At 66.5% G+C, this 14678-nt stretch carries 21 protein-coding genes; 12 read left to right on the forward strand and 9 right to left on the reverse strand.

Annotated elements, in window-relative coordinates; genetic code table 11:
• Window positions 1–12 precede the first annotated feature (12 nt).
• The 5 genes from HNP98_RS07980 (at window position 13) to HNP98_RS08000 (ending at window position 3443) form a co-directional block, all read left to right on the forward strand.
• The gene (locus HNP98_RS07980; protein WP_173809539.1) at window positions 13–411 is read left to right on the forward strand and encodes a DUF4783 domain-containing protein; all 399 of its coding nucleotides are present in this window, start codon (window positions 13–15) and stop codon (window positions 409–411) included.
• Between the two features lie 154 nt (window positions 412–565).
• Window positions 566–1429, forward strand: coding sequence for a carboxylating nicotinate-nucleotide diphosphorylase (nadC, locus tag HNP98_RS07985; protein ID WP_173809540.1), 864 nt, complete (start codon window positions 566–568; stop codon window positions 1427–1429).
• Between the two features lie 134 nt (window positions 1430–1563).
• Window positions 1564–2163: a YcxB family protein gene (locus tag HNP98_RS07990; RefSeq protein ID WP_173809541.1), complete on the forward strand. Its 600-nt coding sequence runs from the start codon at window positions 1564–1566 to the stop codon at window positions 2161–2163.
• Between the two features lie 94 nt (window positions 2164–2257).
• On the forward strand, window positions 2258–2623 hold the full coding sequence (locus tag HNP98_RS07995; RefSeq protein WP_173809542.1) for a hypothetical protein: 366 nt from the start codon (window positions 2258–2260) through the stop codon (window positions 2621–2623).
• An 88-nt stretch (window positions 2624–2711) separates the two neighbouring features.
• On the forward strand, window positions 2712–3443 hold the full coding sequence (locus tag HNP98_RS08000) for a ZIP family metal transporter (RefSeq protein ID WP_173809543.1): 732 nt from the start codon (window positions 2712–2714) through the stop codon (window positions 3441–3443).
• A 102-nt stretch (window positions 3444–3545) separates the two neighbouring features.
• Here the strand turns inward: HNP98_RS08000 and HNP98_RS08005 are convergent, their stop codons facing one another.
• The 3 genes from HNP98_RS08005 to HNP98_RS08015 all read right to left on the reverse strand — a co-directional run bounded on the left by HNP98_RS08005 (window position 3546) and on the right by HNP98_RS08015 (window position 5280).
• On the reverse strand, window positions 3546–3863 hold the full coding sequence (locus HNP98_RS08005; RefSeq protein ID WP_173809544.1) for a hypothetical protein: 318 nt from the start codon (window positions 3861–3863) through the stop codon (window positions 3546–3548).
• A gap of 40 nt (window positions 3864–3903) precedes the next feature.
• Complete coding sequence (locus tag HNP98_RS08010; protein WP_173809545.1) at window positions 3904–4860, reverse strand: J domain-containing protein; 957 nt, start codon at window positions 4858–4860, stop codon at window positions 3904–3906.
• An 81-nt stretch (window positions 4861–4941) separates the two neighbouring features.
• The gene (locus HNP98_RS08015) at window positions 4942–5280 is read right to left on the reverse strand and encodes a DUF3140 domain-containing protein (RefSeq protein ID WP_173809546.1); all 339 of its coding nucleotides are present in this window, start codon (window positions 5278–5280) and stop codon (window positions 4942–4944) included.
• A gap of 217 nt (window positions 5281–5497) precedes the next feature.
• On the opposite strand from HNP98_RS08015, the gene HNP98_RS08020 reads away from it, so the two are divergent.
• The gene (locus tag HNP98_RS08020; RefSeq protein WP_173809547.1) at window positions 5498–6025 is read left to right on the forward strand and encodes a DUF6799 domain-containing protein; all 528 of its coding nucleotides are present in this window, start codon (window positions 5498–5500) and stop codon (window positions 6023–6025) included.
• 74 nt (window positions 6026–6099) lie between these two features.
• Here the strand turns inward: HNP98_RS08020 and HNP98_RS08025 are convergent, their stop codons facing one another.
• Window positions 6100–6297: a hypothetical protein gene (locus tag HNP98_RS08025; RefSeq protein WP_173809548.1), complete on the reverse strand. Its 198-nt coding sequence runs from the start codon at window positions 6295–6297 to the stop codon at window positions 6100–6102.
• 13 nt (window positions 6298–6310) lie between these two features.
• Window positions 6311–6721: a septal ring lytic transglycosylase RlpA family protein gene (locus tag HNP98_RS08030; protein WP_246275035.1), complete on the reverse strand. Its 411-nt coding sequence runs from the start codon at window positions 6719–6721 to the stop codon at window positions 6311–6313.
• Between the two features lie 97 nt (window positions 6722–6818).
• Between HNP98_RS08030 and HNP98_RS08035 the strand changes: the two genes are divergently transcribed.
• Complete coding sequence (locus HNP98_RS08035; protein ID WP_173809550.1) at window positions 6819–7031, forward strand: hypothetical protein; 213 nt, start codon at window positions 6819–6821, stop codon at window positions 7029–7031.
• Between the two features lie 89 nt (window positions 7032–7120).
• On the opposite strand, the gene HNP98_RS08040 is transcribed toward HNP98_RS08035, so the two are convergent.
• Window positions 7121–7975, reverse strand: coding sequence for a glycoside hydrolase family 25 protein (locus tag HNP98_RS08040; RefSeq protein WP_173809551.1), 855 nt, complete (start codon window positions 7973–7975; stop codon window positions 7121–7123).
• Between the two features lie 110 nt (window positions 7976–8085).
• On the opposite strand from HNP98_RS08040, the gene HNP98_RS08045 reads away from it, so the two are divergent.
• Together HNP98_RS08045 and HNP98_RS08050 are read left to right on the forward strand one after the other, a co-directional pair.
• On the forward strand, window positions 8086–8355 hold the full coding sequence (locus tag HNP98_RS08045) for a VF530 family protein (RefSeq protein ID WP_317171064.1): 270 nt from the start codon (window positions 8086–8088) through the stop codon (window positions 8353–8355).
• A 35-nt stretch (window positions 8356–8390) separates the two neighbouring features.
• Window positions 8391–8711, forward strand: coding sequence for a hypothetical protein (locus HNP98_RS08050; protein ID WP_173809552.1), 321 nt, complete (start codon window positions 8391–8393; stop codon window positions 8709–8711).
• 68 nt (window positions 8712–8779) lie between these two features.
• Here HNP98_RS08050 and HNP98_RS08055 read toward each other — a convergent pair whose 3' ends face one another.
• From HNP98_RS08055 to HNP98_RS08065, 3 genes are all read right to left on the reverse strand, one after another.
• A complete protein-coding gene (locus HNP98_RS08055) occupies window positions 8780–9514 on the reverse strand; it encodes a Bax inhibitor-1/YccA family protein (protein ID WP_173809553.1) in 735 nt (244 codons plus the stop codon).
• Between the two features lie 198 nt (window positions 9515–9712).
• Window positions 9713–10099, reverse strand: coding sequence for an Hsp20/alpha crystallin family protein (locus tag HNP98_RS08060; RefSeq protein WP_173809554.1), 387 nt, complete (start codon window positions 10097–10099; stop codon window positions 9713–9715).
• A 185-nt stretch (window positions 10100–10284) separates the two neighbouring features.
• On the reverse strand, window positions 10285–12162 hold the full coding sequence (locus HNP98_RS08065; protein ID WP_173809555.1) for a BamA/OMP85 family outer membrane protein: 1878 nt from the start codon (window positions 12160–12162) through the stop codon (window positions 10285–10287).
• 74 nt (window positions 12163–12236) lie between these two features.
• Here HNP98_RS08065 and hemW point away from each other — a divergent pair, with 74 nt between their 5' ends.
• The 3 genes from hemW (at window position 12237) to HNP98_RS08080 (ending at window position 14648) form a co-directional block, all read left to right on the forward strand.
• Window positions 12237–13394: a radical SAM family heme chaperone HemW gene (gene hemW / locus HNP98_RS08070; protein ID WP_173809556.1), complete on the forward strand. Its 1158-nt coding sequence runs from the start codon at window positions 12237–12239 to the stop codon at window positions 13392–13394.
• Between the two features lie 157 nt (window positions 13395–13551).
• Window positions 13552–13965: a hypothetical protein gene (locus HNP98_RS08075; RefSeq protein ID WP_173809557.1), complete on the forward strand. Its 414-nt coding sequence runs from the start codon at window positions 13552–13554 to the stop codon at window positions 13963–13965.
• Entirely contained in the window at window positions 13962–14648 is a 687-nt protein-coding gene (locus HNP98_RS08080; RefSeq protein ID WP_173809558.1) for an alpha/beta fold hydrolase, read from the forward strand. Before HNP98_RS08075 ends, HNP98_RS08080 begins: the two co-directional genes overlap by 4 nt.
• Window positions 14649–14678 lie beyond the last annotated feature (30 nt).

A 14678-nucleotide genomic window follows, 5' to 3' on the forward strand; every position in this document is an offset into this window, starting at 1 on the left:
ATACCCTTTCTTATGAAACCCTTTTTACTGCGGATGCTGGCCGCCGCGTGGCTGCTGGTGTTGGTGGGCTTTACGGCGCAGGCCCAGGCCGATTTGGGCCCCGTGCGAAGCGCCCTTCGCGGCGGCTCGTCGCACGACCTGGCCCAGTACCTGGCCCCGGCCGTGGAGCTGAGCTTCGACGGCGACAAGCAAAACTTCAGCGCCACCCAGGCCGAGCTGGTGCTGAAAGACTTCTTCGCCAAAAACGCGCCTACCGGCTTCGACTTCATTCACCAGGGGGCCAGCGGCGAGGGCATTCAATACGCCGTGGGCCGCTACGCGAGCCGCACCGGCACCTACCGCGTGTACGTCAAGCTAAAGCCCTCGCGCGGGGCCCCGGTAATTGACAACCTTGATTTTACCAAGGAGTAGCAAGGCTTTGCGGTTAAAAGTGAGGAGTTGAAACCCGATGGTCGGGTTTCAACTCCTCACTTTTAACTTTTAACCCGGCTTCCACTTTGGCGGGGCGTTGCCGTGGCCGCCCGTGGCGCTTTCGCGGCCCGGGCCCCCGGCGTACCTTTGCCGGGTGCAACCGCTTCCCCCTTATTTGACCGACGAGGCCCTGGCCGTGTTCATCCGCGCGGCGCTAGCCGAAGACGTGGGCGACGGCGACCACTCGGCGCTGGCCGCCGTGCCGGCCGACGCGCACAACCGCGCCCGACTGCTGGTGAAAAGCCCCGGCGTGCTGGCCGGCGCGGCGCTGGCCCCGCGCATCTTCGCCGCCGTCGACGCGGGCCTGCACGTGCGCGACGCCCTGCCCGACGGCACCCGCGTGCGGCCCGGCGACGTGGCTTTCGTGGTGGAGGGCCCCGCCCGCAGCATCCTCACCGCCGAGCGGCTGGTGCTCAACTGCATGCAGCGCATGAGCGGCATCGCCACCTACACGGCGCACCTCACCGGCCTGCTGGCCGGCACCCGCGCCCGCCTGCTCGACACCCGCAAGACCACGCCCAACTTCCGCCTCTGCGAGAAGTGGGCCGTGCTGATTGGCGGCGGCGTGAACCACCGTTTCGGCCTCTTCGACATGGTGATGCTGAAGGACAACCACGTGGACTACGCCGGCGGCGTGGCCCCGGCCCTGGCCGCCACACAGGCCTACCTGGCTAGCACCGGCCGCCAGCTGCCCATCGTCATCGAAACCCGCAACCTGGCCGAAGTGCAGCAGGCGGTAGAAGCCGGCGGCTTCCAGCGCCTGATGCTCGACAACATGGCCCCCGCCCTGATGCGCGAGGCCGTGGCCCTGGTGGCCGGCCGCTTCGAAACCGAGGCCAGCGGCAGCATCACCGAGCAAACCCTGGCCGAAGTAGGAGCTACCGGCGTCGACTACATCTCGGTGGGGGCCCTCACCCACTCGGCCGGCATCCTGGACCTAAGCTTGAAAGCGTTTTAAGATTAATTGCTGATGGTCTCATTATTAAATTGTTGAAGGCTAAATTGTTGTTCGCGTCAGACTGCTTTTTTATTCAACGAATTAACCATTGAACGACTCAACAATTTAACCCCCAGCAATTCAACAATTCAATTATGAACCAACCCAACCAACGGGGCGGGGGCGGCGGCTTCCGCCAGCAGCAGCAGGCGTCGCCGCTGGCCATCGTCACCAAAAAAACGCAGTTCGACACCAACGCTTATACCAAGCTGGCGATGGCCGAGGTGTGGCGCAAAGACTGGGTGTACGCCCTCGTGCCGTTCGCCCTCGGCCTGCTGCCGGCCATCGTTTGGCACTCGTGGTGGTGGCTGGCGCTGAGCTTCGTGCTCACGCTGCTGTTCGTGCTGCTGCGCTCGGCCCAGGTCACGGGCGTCACGCAGTTGGAGCAGAGCAAGCCCTTGTTCGAGCGCATGAACTTTGAGATGGACCAGAAGCAGCTGCTGCTGCGCGTGAGCAAGGAAAAAGCCATGCAGCTGACCTGGGACATGATTGGCAAGGTGCGCCGCGACGACGACGCCTACCTGCTCTACCTCAAGCCCGGGGCCCCGCCCGCCGACACGGCCGGCTGGCGCTTGTGGATTGCCAAGACGTTCGACGTGCCCGTGTTTTTGCACCTGCCCCTGCGCGTGTTCAACTCCGACAACGACCGCAAGCTGTTCGAGGCCCTGCTGCGCCGCAAAAGCCTGCTGGCCTAGACTGGCCCGGCCGGGCCAAAAAGTACCGCTAGCGCCACCCAACCGCCCGGCCTTACGTACCGCTTCTCAATTGCTATTGCTTAACCACCGACCCATGAAATTCTGCACCCCCCGCCTGCTGGCCCTGGCGGCCGCCGCCCTGGCCCTGAACGCTTGCAGCAGCGAGCCCTCCGACTGGCGCCCCGACGAAAAAGTATCGGTGGACATGGTGGCCCCCGGCACCCGGTCCGACGAAGTGTTCCGCACCGACTCGGCCGACATGCCCAACGCGGCCAAAAGCGCGGCCATCCCGCGGCCCATCAACTCGTCGGAAAAGCTGGACGAGCGGGCCATGCCCGACGCGAACGAAACCACGTCGGCCGACGCCGCGAGCCTGAAGGGCGAAGAAAAGATGAACGACGCCAGCCAGGCCAAAGAAGCGGCCGACGACCGCTCGGCCGGCGGCAAGCCGAAGCGCTAAGCCGCGCCGCCCGGTCCTTTTTGCCGCGGCCGCCTGCCCCGCCGGATGGCGCGGGGCAGGCGGCCGCTTTTATTTTGCGCCCTCGCGGATGTGGATTGCCATTTTTGTATTGCTGGGCACGGTGCTGGCGGCGGGCTGGGCCGCCGGCCGGGTGCCCGCCGCGCTGGGCCAGGCGGCGCTCGTGCCGCTGCTGGCCTTCAGCGGGGCCTACTTGTTCACGCTCACCGTCACCCACTTGCTGCCCGAAGCCTGGCAGCTGGTGCCGGGCCAGGGGCCCCGGGTGGGGTACTGGGTGCTGGCGGGCTTTTTTGGGCAGGTGCTGCTGGAGGTCTTCTCGCAGGGCGTGGAGCACGGCCACGTGCACCCGGCCGGGGCCCGCGCCGGCCGGGTGCCGCTGCTGCTGCTGGCGGCGCTGGCTGTGCACTCGTTTTTGGAGGGTAGCATCTTGGTGCCGGCGGCGGGTGGGGCGATAGGGTCGGCGTACTACGCCGTGGTGGCCGGGGTGGCGCTGCACCACATTCCGGCGGCGTTTGCGCTGGCCACGCTGCTGCACCAGCGCCCGGGCCCCGCGCGGGCGGCGTGGCCCGGGCTACTACTGTTCGCGCTGGCCGGCCCGGCCGGCATCCTGAGCAGCAACTACCTGGTGCTGCACGAACGCCTCGGGGCGGGGGCCTACGCCGCCCTGCTGGGCCTGGTGGCCGGCAATTTCCTGCACGTTTCCACCACCATCCTCTTCGAAAACAGCCCCGGGCACCGCCTCAACTGGGCCAAGCTGGGGGCCACGGCCGTGGGGGCCACATTGGCGCTGGCCATTGCCTGAATTCAATGAGGAATTAGCAATGAGGAATAAGCAATAAACAGTGAGCAATAAGTGGTCATCGACTCGGTTGCTAATTCCTCATTGCTCATTGCCAATTGAAATTCATCCGTCCAGCAGGGGGCCCCGGCCGTGCAGGAACTGCTCGAGCTGGCGGGCCCGGGCGGTTTCGTGGGCCAGGGCGGCCTGCAGGCCCAGCAGGCGCTGGCGCATGGCCAGCACCAGGTCGAGGGCTTCGGTGGGCACGCCCAGGCCGTGGTGCAGGCGGGCCAGGCGGGGCAGCAGCTCGTCGGGCTCGTCGTCGATTTCTACCGCGTCGGGCGCGGGGGCGGGGCGCAACAGCCCGAACGACACAAAGCTGCGCAGCTCCTCGGCGTTCAGGCCGTAGCGAACGGAGCATTCCTGGAAGGTGAGGACGAACATAAGCGGGAGGGAAAAAACCGAAGTCGAAAGGAAAGAAACGCTACGCCTGGGGGGCCCGGAGGGCCGCCAGCTGCTGGATAAGCCCTTTTTCCTCGTCGGTGAGGTGCTGGGGCAAGGCCACGGTGAGGCGCAGGTAAAGGTCACCGAACTGGCCGGGCTGGTCGTACACGGGGAAGCCCTTGCCGCGCAGCCGCAGGCGGGTGCCGGTTTGGGTTTCGGGCTTGATTTTGATTTTCACCGGGCTGCCCAGCGTGGCCACGGTCTGCTCGCCGCCGAGCAGGGCGGTGTACAGGTCCACGGGCACGTCCTGGGTGAGGTCGTTGCCGGTGCGGGCGTAGCGCGGGTCGGGCGCGAGGCGAAATGTGAGGAGCAGCGCCCCGTCGGGCCCGCCGTTGCGGCCGGGCCCGCCCTGGCCGCGCAGGCGAATGGTTTGGCCGTCGGCCACGCCCGGCTTCACGGTCAGGCGCAGGTTTTTGCCGTTCACCGTGATGGTGCGGGGGCCCCCGGCGTAGGCGTCTTCGAGGCTCAGCTCCAGCTCGGCCTGGTAGTCCTGGCCCGCGCCGGGGCGGGTGCCGCGCCCCGCGCCGCCGCCGGTATTGCCAAATATGGAACCGAAGAAATCCGAGAAATCGCCGCCTTCATTGCCAAACGGGCTGCCACCCCCGCCGCCCTGGGCGTACTGGCTCCAGTCGAACCCGCCGCCCGCGCCCGCCGCCCCGCCGAAGCCGCCGCGCCCGCCGGCTGCGCCCCGCCCGGCCCCTTGCTGCTCGTAGCGCTGCCAGTCGGCCCCCAGCTGGTCGTATTTCTGGCGCTTTTCGGCGTCGCTCAGCACCTCGTTGGCTTCGTTGGCTTCCTTGAATTTCTGTTCGGCCCCCGCGTCGTTGGGGTTCACGTCGGGGTGGTACTGCCGGGCCAGCTTGCGGTACGCCTTTTTTATTTGCTCGGTGGTGGCGGTTTTCTCCACGCCCAGCGTTTTGTAATAGTCCTTGTATTCCATTATCGGTGAGCGAATGCGTGAGGGTTGAATGATTGAATGAGGAGATGGAATAGGGCAGCACTCATTCACTCGTTCGCCCACTCACTTTTTGAGTGGGTCGTGGCCCCAGTTCATCAGCGAGTAGCGCCAGGGGGTGTGGGCCACGTCGCCGGCCGGGCGCTGGGCCGCGTGGCGGCTGATGTAGGAATGCACTTTGTGCAGGTGGGCTACGTCGTCGGCCGTGAGGGCGGCCTGCTTTTTATGCAAAATCTCGACGATGCGGGCGCCCGAGTGGTGGCCGATGCTCTCGCCGTCGCCGCTGGCCTGGCCCACGCTTTTCGACTCGTCGGTTTGCAGCCACTTTTCCAGCACCGCCGCCGTCATGTTGACTTGTTGCCGGAAGGCGCGGTAGAGTTCGTCGTCGGATATTTTAGCGGCCATGGTAGAAAGGAAGCAAGCACGGAGCCGTCGGGAAGCTCGGCAATGGTTAAACGTAAGCAGGCCGGCCCGCGTTTCCGCGCCCCGGCCCGGGCAGTTGGCCCCGGTTTTGCAAAGAAGGCGGAAGGGTTTGAAAAGAACGTAATATCTTCGCCCAGTCCGCGTTCAGGTTACGTAAATAAAACTTTTTTAAGTACAATTAATTTCCAATTCTACCATTATGGTCCGCTCGCTTCGTTTTGTAATTTTAGGGGCCCTGCTGCTCGGGGCCGCCGGGGCCCAGGCCCAAACCAAGCTGGCCCCGCGCCGCACGGTGCTGCCGCTGCGGGCCCGCGCCGCCGCCGCTGCGGGCACCGCCGCCACCCCCGCCGCGGGCGTGAAGGACGGCCTGGCCATGACGAACGGCCGCGTCGTGCTCACCGAGCAAGGCCTGGCCAACCCCCTCACGGCCGACAAAAAGCTGCTCAGCGGCTATACCGTCAGCCCCACGGGCCTCGTGACGTCGCCCACCGGCACCACCACCCAGATGGCCGACGGCGACGTGGCCTCGCTCACGGGCCGCGTCACGGCCAAGCGCACGCTGGCCGCGCAAGACAGCCTGCTGAAAGTGCAGCAGTACGACCTGAAGTACCCGGGCAAGCGCGAAAAGCTGGAGAAAGAGCGCAAAGAGAAAGAAAAAGAGCAGGCCAAGAAAGACGCAGAAGCTGAAAAAGCCAAGGCCAAGCTCGACAAGCAAAAGAAGGGTTAATCCCCTCACCCTGGCGCGGGTGCCCACGGGGCCGTTCGGTACGCACCGGGCGGCCCCGTGGCTTGACGGGCCGATTAGGCCCGGGCCGAGTACCAGGCCAGCACCGCGAGGCCGACCGCGTCGTCGTCGGCCTCCACCACCTCGTCGAGCACGGTCTGGACTTCTTCTTCCGACCAGTCCTGGGCCTCGGCGGCCCGCACCCAGTGGTCGAGGGCGGCGAAGCGGCCCAGGCCGGGCGGGCAGGTCCAGGTTACTTTCTTGCGGATGTTCATGGGGCAAACATAGCTAGCGGCGGGCGGCCCGGGGGGCCGCCCCGATGACTTCGAGGCGCACCGGCACCACGCCGGCCCGCTTCAAATCGAGCTGGTTGGCGGCCTTGCCCGACACGTCCACGATGCGCCCGGCCACGTGGGGGCCCCGGTCGTTCACGGTCACCTTCACCGAGCGGCCGTTGCGCACGTTCGTCACCCGGATGCGGGTGCCGAAGGGCAGGGTGTTGTGGGCGGCCGTCATCTTGCCCGGCCGGTAAATGGCCCCGCTGGCCGTGGGCCGCCCGTTGAATTTGTCGGCGTAGTACGAGCCCTGGCCCGTCTGCGTGAAGCCCACCCGGCTGCTGCCGCAGCCCCCGGCCAGCAGCCCCGCCGCCAACAAAACGCCGGCCAGGGCCGCCCGACGGGACCATTTTGCGCCGTACAAAATTTGGCTGTTTAAAATATTCTTCATCTTCTGTTCAGGTCTGCCGCCCACCTTTCGGGACATTTCAATTTTTTATTACCCCTTTTTCAACATTCCCATGAAAACCACCCTGAAACTCGTTGCCGCCCTTGCCCTCACCGCTTCGTTCTTCAGCGCTTCGGCCCAAGGCGACGACAAAATGGCCAAGAAAGACGCCAAGATGACGAAGAAAAGCGAGAAGGCGATGGCCAAAAAAGACGGCAAGATGATGAAGAAAGACAAAATGAAGGACGGCGGCACCATGACGCCCGCCGCTGCGCCCAAAATGTAGTTGCCTGGCCCGCCCGGGCCCCACGGAAAGCCGCCCGGCAGCAGTGCGTTTCGCAGTGCCGCCGGGCGGCTTTTTTATTACCGGCCCGCTTACCGTCCGGCGGGCTTGGCCGCCGGGGCCGCGGGCACCCGCAGGGCTAGCAGCGCGGCGTAGCTGCCCTGGAACACGTTAAAATCGACTGCGCCGCGGATGCCGGGCACGTAGGCCTCGTCGGAATGCTGCCAGATAATCCACTTGCTGGCCGGCAGAGCGGGGCGGTCCACCTCGTAGTGGGCCAGCCACAGGGGGTAGCCGTCGAAGTGCCCGGCCAGGTGGCGGCGGTAGAAGCCGTGGTTGGAGTAGAGGATGGGCGTCACGCCGTAGTGGGCCTCCACCAGGCGCAGCCAGGTGGCCACCTCGCGGCGCATCACGGCCACGTCGTGGAACTGGGCGGCCTCCACGTCGAGCACCGGGGGCAGGTCGCCGGGGGCCAGCGGCACGGTTTGGATGAACAAGCGGGCCTGCTCTTCGCCGCTGCGGTCGGGCCGGAAGTAATGGTAAGCCCCCCGGCAAATGCCCGCCGCCCGTGCCGCCCGCCAGTTGTGGGCAAAGCGCGGGTCGCGCAGGCTCGCGCCCTCGCTGGCCTTGATGAAGGCGAAGCGCACCGCGTGGCGGGCCACCTCGGGCCAGTCGATGCGGCCCTGGTAGGCCGACACGTCGATGCCGTGCACCGAGAAGCCGGCCAGCAGCGGCGTGCGCTCGCGGCCCGTGAGGCCCCCGCGCGTGAGCGTGGCCCAGGCCCGGCGGGCGTAGCGGTTGAGCTGCCCGGTGTGGCGGGCGTAGAACACGCCGGCCCCCAGCAGGCCCACCAGCAAGGCCCCGGCCAGCCAACGCGCCGCCGGGCCCCGCCCCGGGGGGCGCGGCGCGGCAACGGGCGCAGGGGGCGTGGGGCGGAGGCGGGGCATGAAACGCGGGCTTGGCCAAAAATAACGCCGGCCCGGGCGGGCCGCGTACTTCGGCAACCCGGTTTGTGCCAACTTTGTCCCCCCGTACCCACTTTTCTTACCCCGCCGCCGTGCCCCTTCCTGCCGACGCCCGCGACGAAGCGGGCTACCTCATCCGCGAGCTGCACGGCGTCACGCTGGCCGCCATCCTCGACTATTTGCTGGCGGCCTACGGCTGGCCGGGCCTCGATGAGCGCTTGAAAATCAACTGTTTCGCCATTAATCCCAGCATTAAGTCGAGCCTAATTTTTCTGCGCCGCACGCCCTGGGCCCGCACCAAAGTGGAAGACCTGTACGTCCGGGCCCGCACGGCCGACGTGCTGGGCCGCCCCCGGCCGTAATTTTCCGTCACCTTTTCTTCACCCAACAAACCGGTATGGCCGACGTGCCCAAAAAAACCGCCCCCGCCGCGTGGCTGGTCGGCCTGCTCGGGTTCGTGGCTTTTGAAGTCGTCGCTTACTACGGCTTGCGCTGGCTGGTGGCGGGCCTGGGCGAAAGCAACCAGCGCCAGGCCGACAACACCATCGTGCGCAACTGGGTGAAGGCCATGGCCTTCGCGGTGCTGCACCTGGCCCTGGCCATCGGGGCCCTGCTGGGGCTCAGCAACCGCCTGCCGCGCCGCTACCGGGGGCAGGTGCTGGGCTGGTTCTACGTTGCCCTGCTGATGAGCTTCGTGCTGCTGGTGCCGTTGTTCTGAACCCGGCCGGGCAAAAAAATTCCTGGCGGCCCACCGGACCGCCAGGATTTAAAAGCCGGGGCGCCGCGCTAGCGCCGCCGGCCGAAAATGCGCAGCAAAAACAGGAACAGGTTGATGAAGTCCAGGTACAGGGTGAGGGCCCCCAGCGTGGCGGCCCCGTGGTCGGCATCCTCGCCCTCCGTCAAGCCGATGAAGGCGTACTGCTTGATTTTCTGTGTATCATAAGCCGTCAGGGCCACGAACAGCAATACGCCCACGAACGACACGATGATGGACAGCGTGGAGTTGGCCCAGAACATGTTGACCACCGAAGCCACGATGAGTCCAATCAGGCCCATGAACAGCAGGTTGCCCCACTTCGAGAGGTCGGCGTTGGTAAGCAGGCCGTAGGCGCTCATCACTCCGAAGGTGGCCCCGGCAATGAAGAAGGTGGAGGCGACGGAAGCCGTGGTGTACACCATGAACACGAAGCTGATGGTGAGTCCGTTCAACACGGAATAGCCCACGAACGCGGCCGTTACCTGCGCCGGCGTCCAGCGCAGGGCCCGCGCCGACAGGAAACCCACGATGACCAGTTCCAGCAGCAGCAGTCCCAAGAACACCAAGCGGTTGCCAAACACGAGCTGCTGCAAGGCAGCCGACGACGAGGCGAACAGCGCCACGCCCCCGGTGATGCCCAGGGCGGCGGCCATCCACCCGTACACCCGCGTCATGAAATGGGACTGGATACGGGCCGCTTCTTCGGCCGAAAGCTGAACGGTGCGGGGCCCTAGTGGGGCCGGCGAATTTTGAGAATTTTCCATGGTTACAACGGGAAAGGGCCGGAAGGCCGGAATGACAAGCAAGCTACCACCGCCGGGCCTCTCAGGTTGTAGCCGTTCAGAAAAAACCACCGCTGGTGGGCGGTGGGCAAGCATTCGGAGGGAAGAAAGGTGGCCGGTCGGTCCCGGCCCTATCATCGGACGGCGGTGCCGGTCGGTCCCGGCGGTATAAAAGGACGATTACTCGCCGTGGCGGATGTTCAGCTCGCGGGGCTCGTCGTTGAGGCGGTTGTAAGGGATGCGCACGCGCAGCTCGGAGCCGTGCTGCACGGCGTCGATGCGGGCCACGTCGAGGTTGGCGGGCAGGTCGAGCACGCGCACAAACAGCGGGGCCGACAGCTCGTCGTCGGGCTGGTGGCGGTAGGCGCCGTACACGGTCAGGCGCTGGTTGTGCAGGGCCACGTGGAAGGTTTCGGGCGAGGCCGAGGGCAGGGCCACGCGCAGGATAACGCCTTTCTCGCGCTTGTCGAGGCGCACCTGGGGCTGGGCCACGCCCCCACCGATGGTGTTGAGCAGGTCGAGCTGGGGGGCGAAATCGCGGATGGTTTTCGAGCTGATAAGTTTCATAGCGGGGAGCCGGTTACAGGGTCGGCCACGCACCAGTATTATCAAAGCCCGTACCATATCCGCGGGGGCCCGGGCGGCCGCCGATTTCAGCCAATCTGGCTGGCTATTATTTTTGCTAATGCAGCCATTCGGCCAATCTGGCTAGTAATTGGCCATCCACTCGCGCCATGGCAGCCTGCCCCGCCTCAAAACCGGTTGGTGATGCCAAAATGAATCTTAGAATTGCCCAGTGCGAAGCGTTGGTTGGCGCTGCTCGACTGGCCCACCGAGTACACGAACTGAAACAGCCCCGCCGGCGTGCGAAAGCTGAGGCCCGCGCCCAAACCCGTGGGCTGGTCGTGGAGGTTGCCCGGGTTGCGCTCCGAGAATTTCTGCTGCAAATACGCCTGGTCGGCAAACAAAAACACGTACGATTCGGGCCCGATGAACTGCCGGTACTCGGCCGTGGCCACGGCGTAGGCGCTGGCGTAGAACTGGTTCTCGTTGAAGCCCCGCAGCGAGTTCAGGCCCCCCAACCGGAACATCTCGTTCAGGAACAGGCGCTGGTTGGCCAGGCTTTCGCCGCGCACGCGCAGCATCAGCACCCCCGCGCGGCCCACGGCCGTGTAGCGCTCAACCCGCAGCGCCAGCGCCACCTGCGTGGAGCGCAGCGGCAGACGGGTGTATAGAGTGTCGTTCAGGTCGGGGTTTTTAGTGATAGTCTTGGTGCCCACGGCGGCCTGGCCATTCAGCAGGTAGCCGCGGTGCGGAAAGAACAAGTCATCGAGCGTGTTCCAGGCGTAGCTGAGGCCGTAGGAAGTGTATTGGGAATCAATGTTTTCGGGCAGCGCCGTGAGGGCCCGGGCGGCGGCGCTGTCGGTGAAAAGCCGCGAGTTGCGCTGCTCTACAAAAAAGGTGAGCCGCCCGGCCCGCGCCGTGGGGTAGGTCACTTGCAGGCGCGGCCGCACTGTCAGAAACGCGTCGGTCTGCTTGTACAGGTTGAAGCTGCCGGCCACCTCCAGCGGCGTGCCGAAGAAGTTGGGGTGCACGTACTGGAGGTCGAGCAGCTGCGAGAGCGCATCGACCTTGCGGAACTGCAGGCCCACCTGCTTGCCGCCGCCCTTCAGGTTGCGCAGGTTGATGGTGACGTCGCCGGTGAACTGCACGCCCTGGCCCGTGCCGGTACTGGGCAGCACGCCCACGATGGCGTCGAACTGGTTCGACGGCCGGTCGTCGAGCAGCAGGTACACCCGCGCCCGGCCCCGGGCGAAGCGCACCTCCGGCTCGGCCCGCACCTTCAGGTAGGGCAGCTGGCGCAAGAGCTGGGCGGCGGCCTGCACCCGCTGCTGGCTGTAGGGCTGCCCCGGAAATATTTGCACGTACTTGGTCAGGAACTGCTTGCGCGTTTTGGTCGAGCCCACGATTTGGATGGAGTCGAACACAATGGCCCGGCCGCGCTTCAGCACCACGCGCCCGGCAATGGTGTGCCCGTCGAGCCGCACCGAGTCCAGGCCCACCGTGGCGAAGGGGTAGCCCTGGTTTTCGGCCTCCGCCAGCACCCGTTCCTGTAGCTGGGCCCACTCGGCGGGCCGGAACGGGGCTTGGCGATACAGCTTCTCGCGGTAGCCGGCCCGCGTCAGCAGGCCGTCGCCGAGGTTGCCGTTGCGCAGGTAGGCCCACCGAAACGGCTCGCCCACGAAAATGCGGGCCCGCACCGTGTCGGGCCCCCAGCGAATTTCGTCGGCCGAGGCCGTGAGGTACGACTCGCCCTGCAAAGCCAGCACCAGCTCCCGGATTTCGCGCAGCGCACTCAGCGAGTCGGGCACGGCGGGCCGGGGCTTGTAGCGACGCAGCCGGGCCGCATCGGCGGGGGCGGCGTCGAGGCGCAGCACGCGGGGGCGCACCAAGCGCTTGGGCACCGTGGGGCCGGGTGGGGCGGGCGGCGGCACCGGCGGCGGGGCCAGCCCCGGCTGGTTGGGCGCGGCGGGGTCGAGGGTGGGCGTCTGGGCCAGCGCGGGGCCCCGGCCCAGCAGCCACACCCAGCCCAGCAGCCAGCCAAAACGCAGGAAAAACCGGACGTACATTCGGGGACGATAACGCGCCAGCCGGCGTTTAATTTCCCGAATGTAAAACGGCCGCATCCCCCGTTTTGCCGCCCATGCCCGGCCTCTACCTCCACGTCCCGTTCTGCAAGCAAGCCTGCTCGTACTGCGACTTCCACTTCAGCACCTCCCTGGCCCTGAAGGGCCGCTTGGTGGACGCCCTGGTGCAGGAAATTTCCCTGCGGAAAAATTACCTGGGGCCCCAGGCGACGCTCGATACCATTTACTTCGGCGGCGGCACACCTTCCTTGCTAACGGCCAGCGAATTGGGGCTAATATTTGAAGCCATTCACCGCCATTTTGCCGTAGCCCCGGGGGCCGAAATCACCCTTGAGGCCAACCCCGACGACCTCACGGCCCCCCAGCTGGCCGCGCTGGCGGCTTCACCCGTCAACCGCCTCAGCATCGGCCTGCAAAGCTTCTACGAGCCGCACCTGCGGCTGATGAACCGGGCCCACACCGCCCAGGAATCGGCCACGGCCGTGCGCCGGGCCCAGGACGCGGGCTTCGAAAACCTGTCCATCGACTTGATTTACGGCGTGCCCGCGCCCGGCCACCACATCTGGGAAGCCGACCTGGCCAACGCCTTCGCGCTCGGCGTGCCCCACATCTCGGCCTACGCCCTCACCATCGAGCCCGGCACGCTGCTGGGCCGCCGCCAGGGCAAGGGCACGTTTGCCGCGCCCCCCGACGAGTTCGTGGCCGTGCAGTTCGAGCGGCTGCTGGCCCAGATGCGGGCCCACGGCTACGGCCAGTACGAAATCAGCAACTTCTGCCGGCCGGGCCGCGAGTCGCGCCACAACGGCAGCTACTGGCGCGGCGTGCCCTACCTGGGCCTGGGCCCCAGCGCCCATTCGTTCGACGGCACCAACCGCCAGTTCACCGTGGCCAACAACCCGCAGTACGTGGCCGCCGTGCTGGAACGCGGCGAAGTGCCCGCCACGGTGGAGGTCCTCACCGCCCGCGACCGGGCCAACGAGTACCTGCTCACCACCTTGCGCACGGCCCGCGGCTGCGACCTGGCCCACCTGCGCACCGCCCTGGGCCTCGACCTGGCCGCCGCGCACCCGGCCTACCTGGCCGCGCTCACGGCCCAGGGCTGGGCCACCATCCAAAACGAAGTGCTTACTTTGACCGATGCGGGCAAGCTACTGGCCGACCAGATTACGCTGGAGCTGTTTATCGCCGACGAATCGCAGATTGTGCGGCTTTGAAATTGATTTCGCAGATTCAATTTCAACCAAATCGTAGATTACGACGGCCGGCCGGTGGCTACGCAGCTTTTATCTGCCGTAGTCGGACAAACACTGACCGCCTTTAGCACCGTTTCAATCTGCGAAACCTCCCTCAAATCTGCATAATCAGTGATTTATGAGACTTTTGAGCGACAGCATTGCCGACGACGCCAATTTCTTCGTGGAAGAAGTGCACGTGGTGGCCATCGTGTTCGACAACACCGACGACGTGACCGTGTGGGCCACCACCCACTTCGACGGCGAGCTGCACTTCTTTCACCTCGCCCTGCCGTTCCAGTCCCTCGACACGCTGCTGCGCCTGGCCACCGACCGCGCCGCCACCCTCCAGGAAGAAGTGGCCGACGCGCTGGCCGCCAGCGAGTGGCCCGCCCTGCTCGAGTTCAACTCCGACGAGGCCCCGCCCGTGCCCCTGCCCAGCGTGGCCCTCAAGCTGTCCGTGACCTATCCCGCCGACGAAGAAGGCGAAGACGACCCCCAGCCCCACAACATCTTCTACCTCGAAGGCGTGTACGTGCGCCTCGACCCGTGAGCGAGGAGCCCGTTTTCTACTTAATTCCCGGCCTGGGGGCCGACGAGCGGGTGTTTCAGCGGTGGCAGCTGGCGGGCGCGGTGCACGTGCTGCAATGGCTGCCGCCGCAGTCGGCCGCCGAGGGCCTGCCCCACTACGCCGCCCGCTTGGCCGCGGCCGTGCCGCCCGGGCAGCCGTGCTGGGTGGTGGGCGTGTCGTTCGGGGGCCTGTTGGCGCTGGAAGTTGCCCGGCTGCGGCCCCGGGCGCGGGCGGTGCTGGTTTCCAGCCTGGCGGGGCCCCATGAGTTACGGTGGCTGCTGCGCCTCGCCCGCGCCACCGGCCTGTACCGCCTCGTGCCCCCGGCGCTACTCCAGCAAATGCCCCGCCTGGCCGGGTGGGCCTTCGGGGTGAAAACCCGCGGCGAGTACGCGCTGCTCCGGCAGATTATCGCCGACACCGACCCCGCGTTTGCCCGGTGGGCCATCGGGCAGCTGCTGCGCTGGCCGGGCGTGCCGGGCCCCGGGCCCGCCGCCCGGCTGCACGGCGGGCGCGACCGGCTGCTGCCCGCGCCCAACGCCGGCATCGACTACCTAGTGGCCGACGCCGGCCACTTCCTGGTGGTCAGCCACGCCGCGCCAATCAGCCGGTTTCTGAACCAGCTGGCCGCCGCCGCGGGCCCCCAGGATGATTTGCGCCTAACTTAGGGAATTGATTGTACCCGGGATTTTACTGGT

The organism is Hymenobacter caeli (assembly GCF_013294115.1).
Classification (GTDB): Bacteria; Bacteroidota; Bacteroidia; order Cytophagales; family Hymenobacteraceae; genus Hymenobacter; species Hymenobacter caeli.

Bases quoted from the DNA above. Each gene is read 5' to 3' on its own strand.
- HNP98_RS08055 (WP_173809553.1), bottom strand. From the start codon at position 9,514: ATGGAAAATTCTCAAAATTCGCCGGCCCCACTAGGGCCCCGCACCGTT.
- hemW (WP_173809556.1), top strand. From the start codon at position 12,237: ATGCCCGGCCTCTACCTCCACGTCCCGTTCTGCAAGCAAGCCTGCTCG.
- HNP98_RS08060 (WP_173809554.1), bottom strand. From the start codon at position 10,099: ATGAAACTTATCAGCTCGAAAACCATCCGCGATTTCGCCCCCCAGCTC.
- HNP98_RS07995 (WP_173809542.1), top strand. From the start codon at position 2,258: ATGAAATTCTGCACCCCCCGCCTGCTGGCCCTGGCGGCCGCCGCCCTG.
- HNP98_RS08020 (WP_173809547.1), top strand. From the start codon at position 5,498: ATGGTCCGCTCGCTTCGTTTTGTAATTTTAGGGGCCCTGCTGCTCGGG.
- HNP98_RS08075 (WP_173809557.1), top strand. From the start codon at position 13,552: ATGAGACTTTTGAGCGACAGCATTGCCGACGACGCCAATTTCTTCGTG.
- HNP98_RS08025 (WP_173809548.1), bottom strand. From the start codon at position 6,297: ATGAACATCCGCAAGAAAGTAACCTGGACCTGCCCGCCCGGCCTGGGC.
- HNP98_RS08035 (WP_173809550.1), top strand. From the start codon at position 6,819: ATGAAAACCACCCTGAAACTCGTTGCCGCCCTTGCCCTCACCGCTTCG.
- HNP98_RS08005 (WP_173809544.1), bottom strand. From the start codon at position 3,863: ATGTTCGTCCTCACCTTCCAGGAATGCTCCGTTCGCTACGGCCTGAAC.
- HNP98_RS07990 (WP_173809541.1), top strand. From the start codon at position 1,564: ATGAACCAACCCAACCAACGGGGCGGGGGCGGCGGCTTCCGCCAGCAG.
- HNP98_RS08010 (WP_173809545.1), bottom strand. From the start codon at position 4,860: ATGGAATACAAGGACTATTACAAAACGCTGGGCGTGGAGAAAACCGCC.
- HNP98_RS08000 (WP_173809543.1), top strand. From the start codon at position 2,712: ATGTGGATTGCCATTTTTGTATTGCTGGGCACGGTGCTGGCGGCGGGC.
- HNP98_RS07980 (WP_173809539.1), top strand. From the start codon at position 13: ATGAAACCCTTTTTACTGCGGATGCTGGCCGCCGCGTGGCTGCTGGTG.
- HNP98_RS08065 (WP_173809555.1), bottom strand. From the start codon at position 12,162: ATGTACGTCCGGTTTTTCCTGCGTTTTGGCTGGCTGCTGGGCTGGGTG.
- HNP98_RS08015 (WP_173809546.1), bottom strand. From the start codon at position 5,280: ATGGCCGCTAAAATATCCGACGACGAACTCTACCGCGCCTTCCGGCAA.
- HNP98_RS08040 (WP_173809551.1), bottom strand. From the start codon at position 7,975: ATGCCCCGCCTCCGCCCCACGCCCCCTGCGCCCGTTGCCGCGCCGCGC.
- HNP98_RS08050 (WP_173809552.1), top strand. From the start codon at position 8,391: ATGGCCGACGTGCCCAAAAAAACCGCCCCCGCCGCGTGGCTGGTCGGC.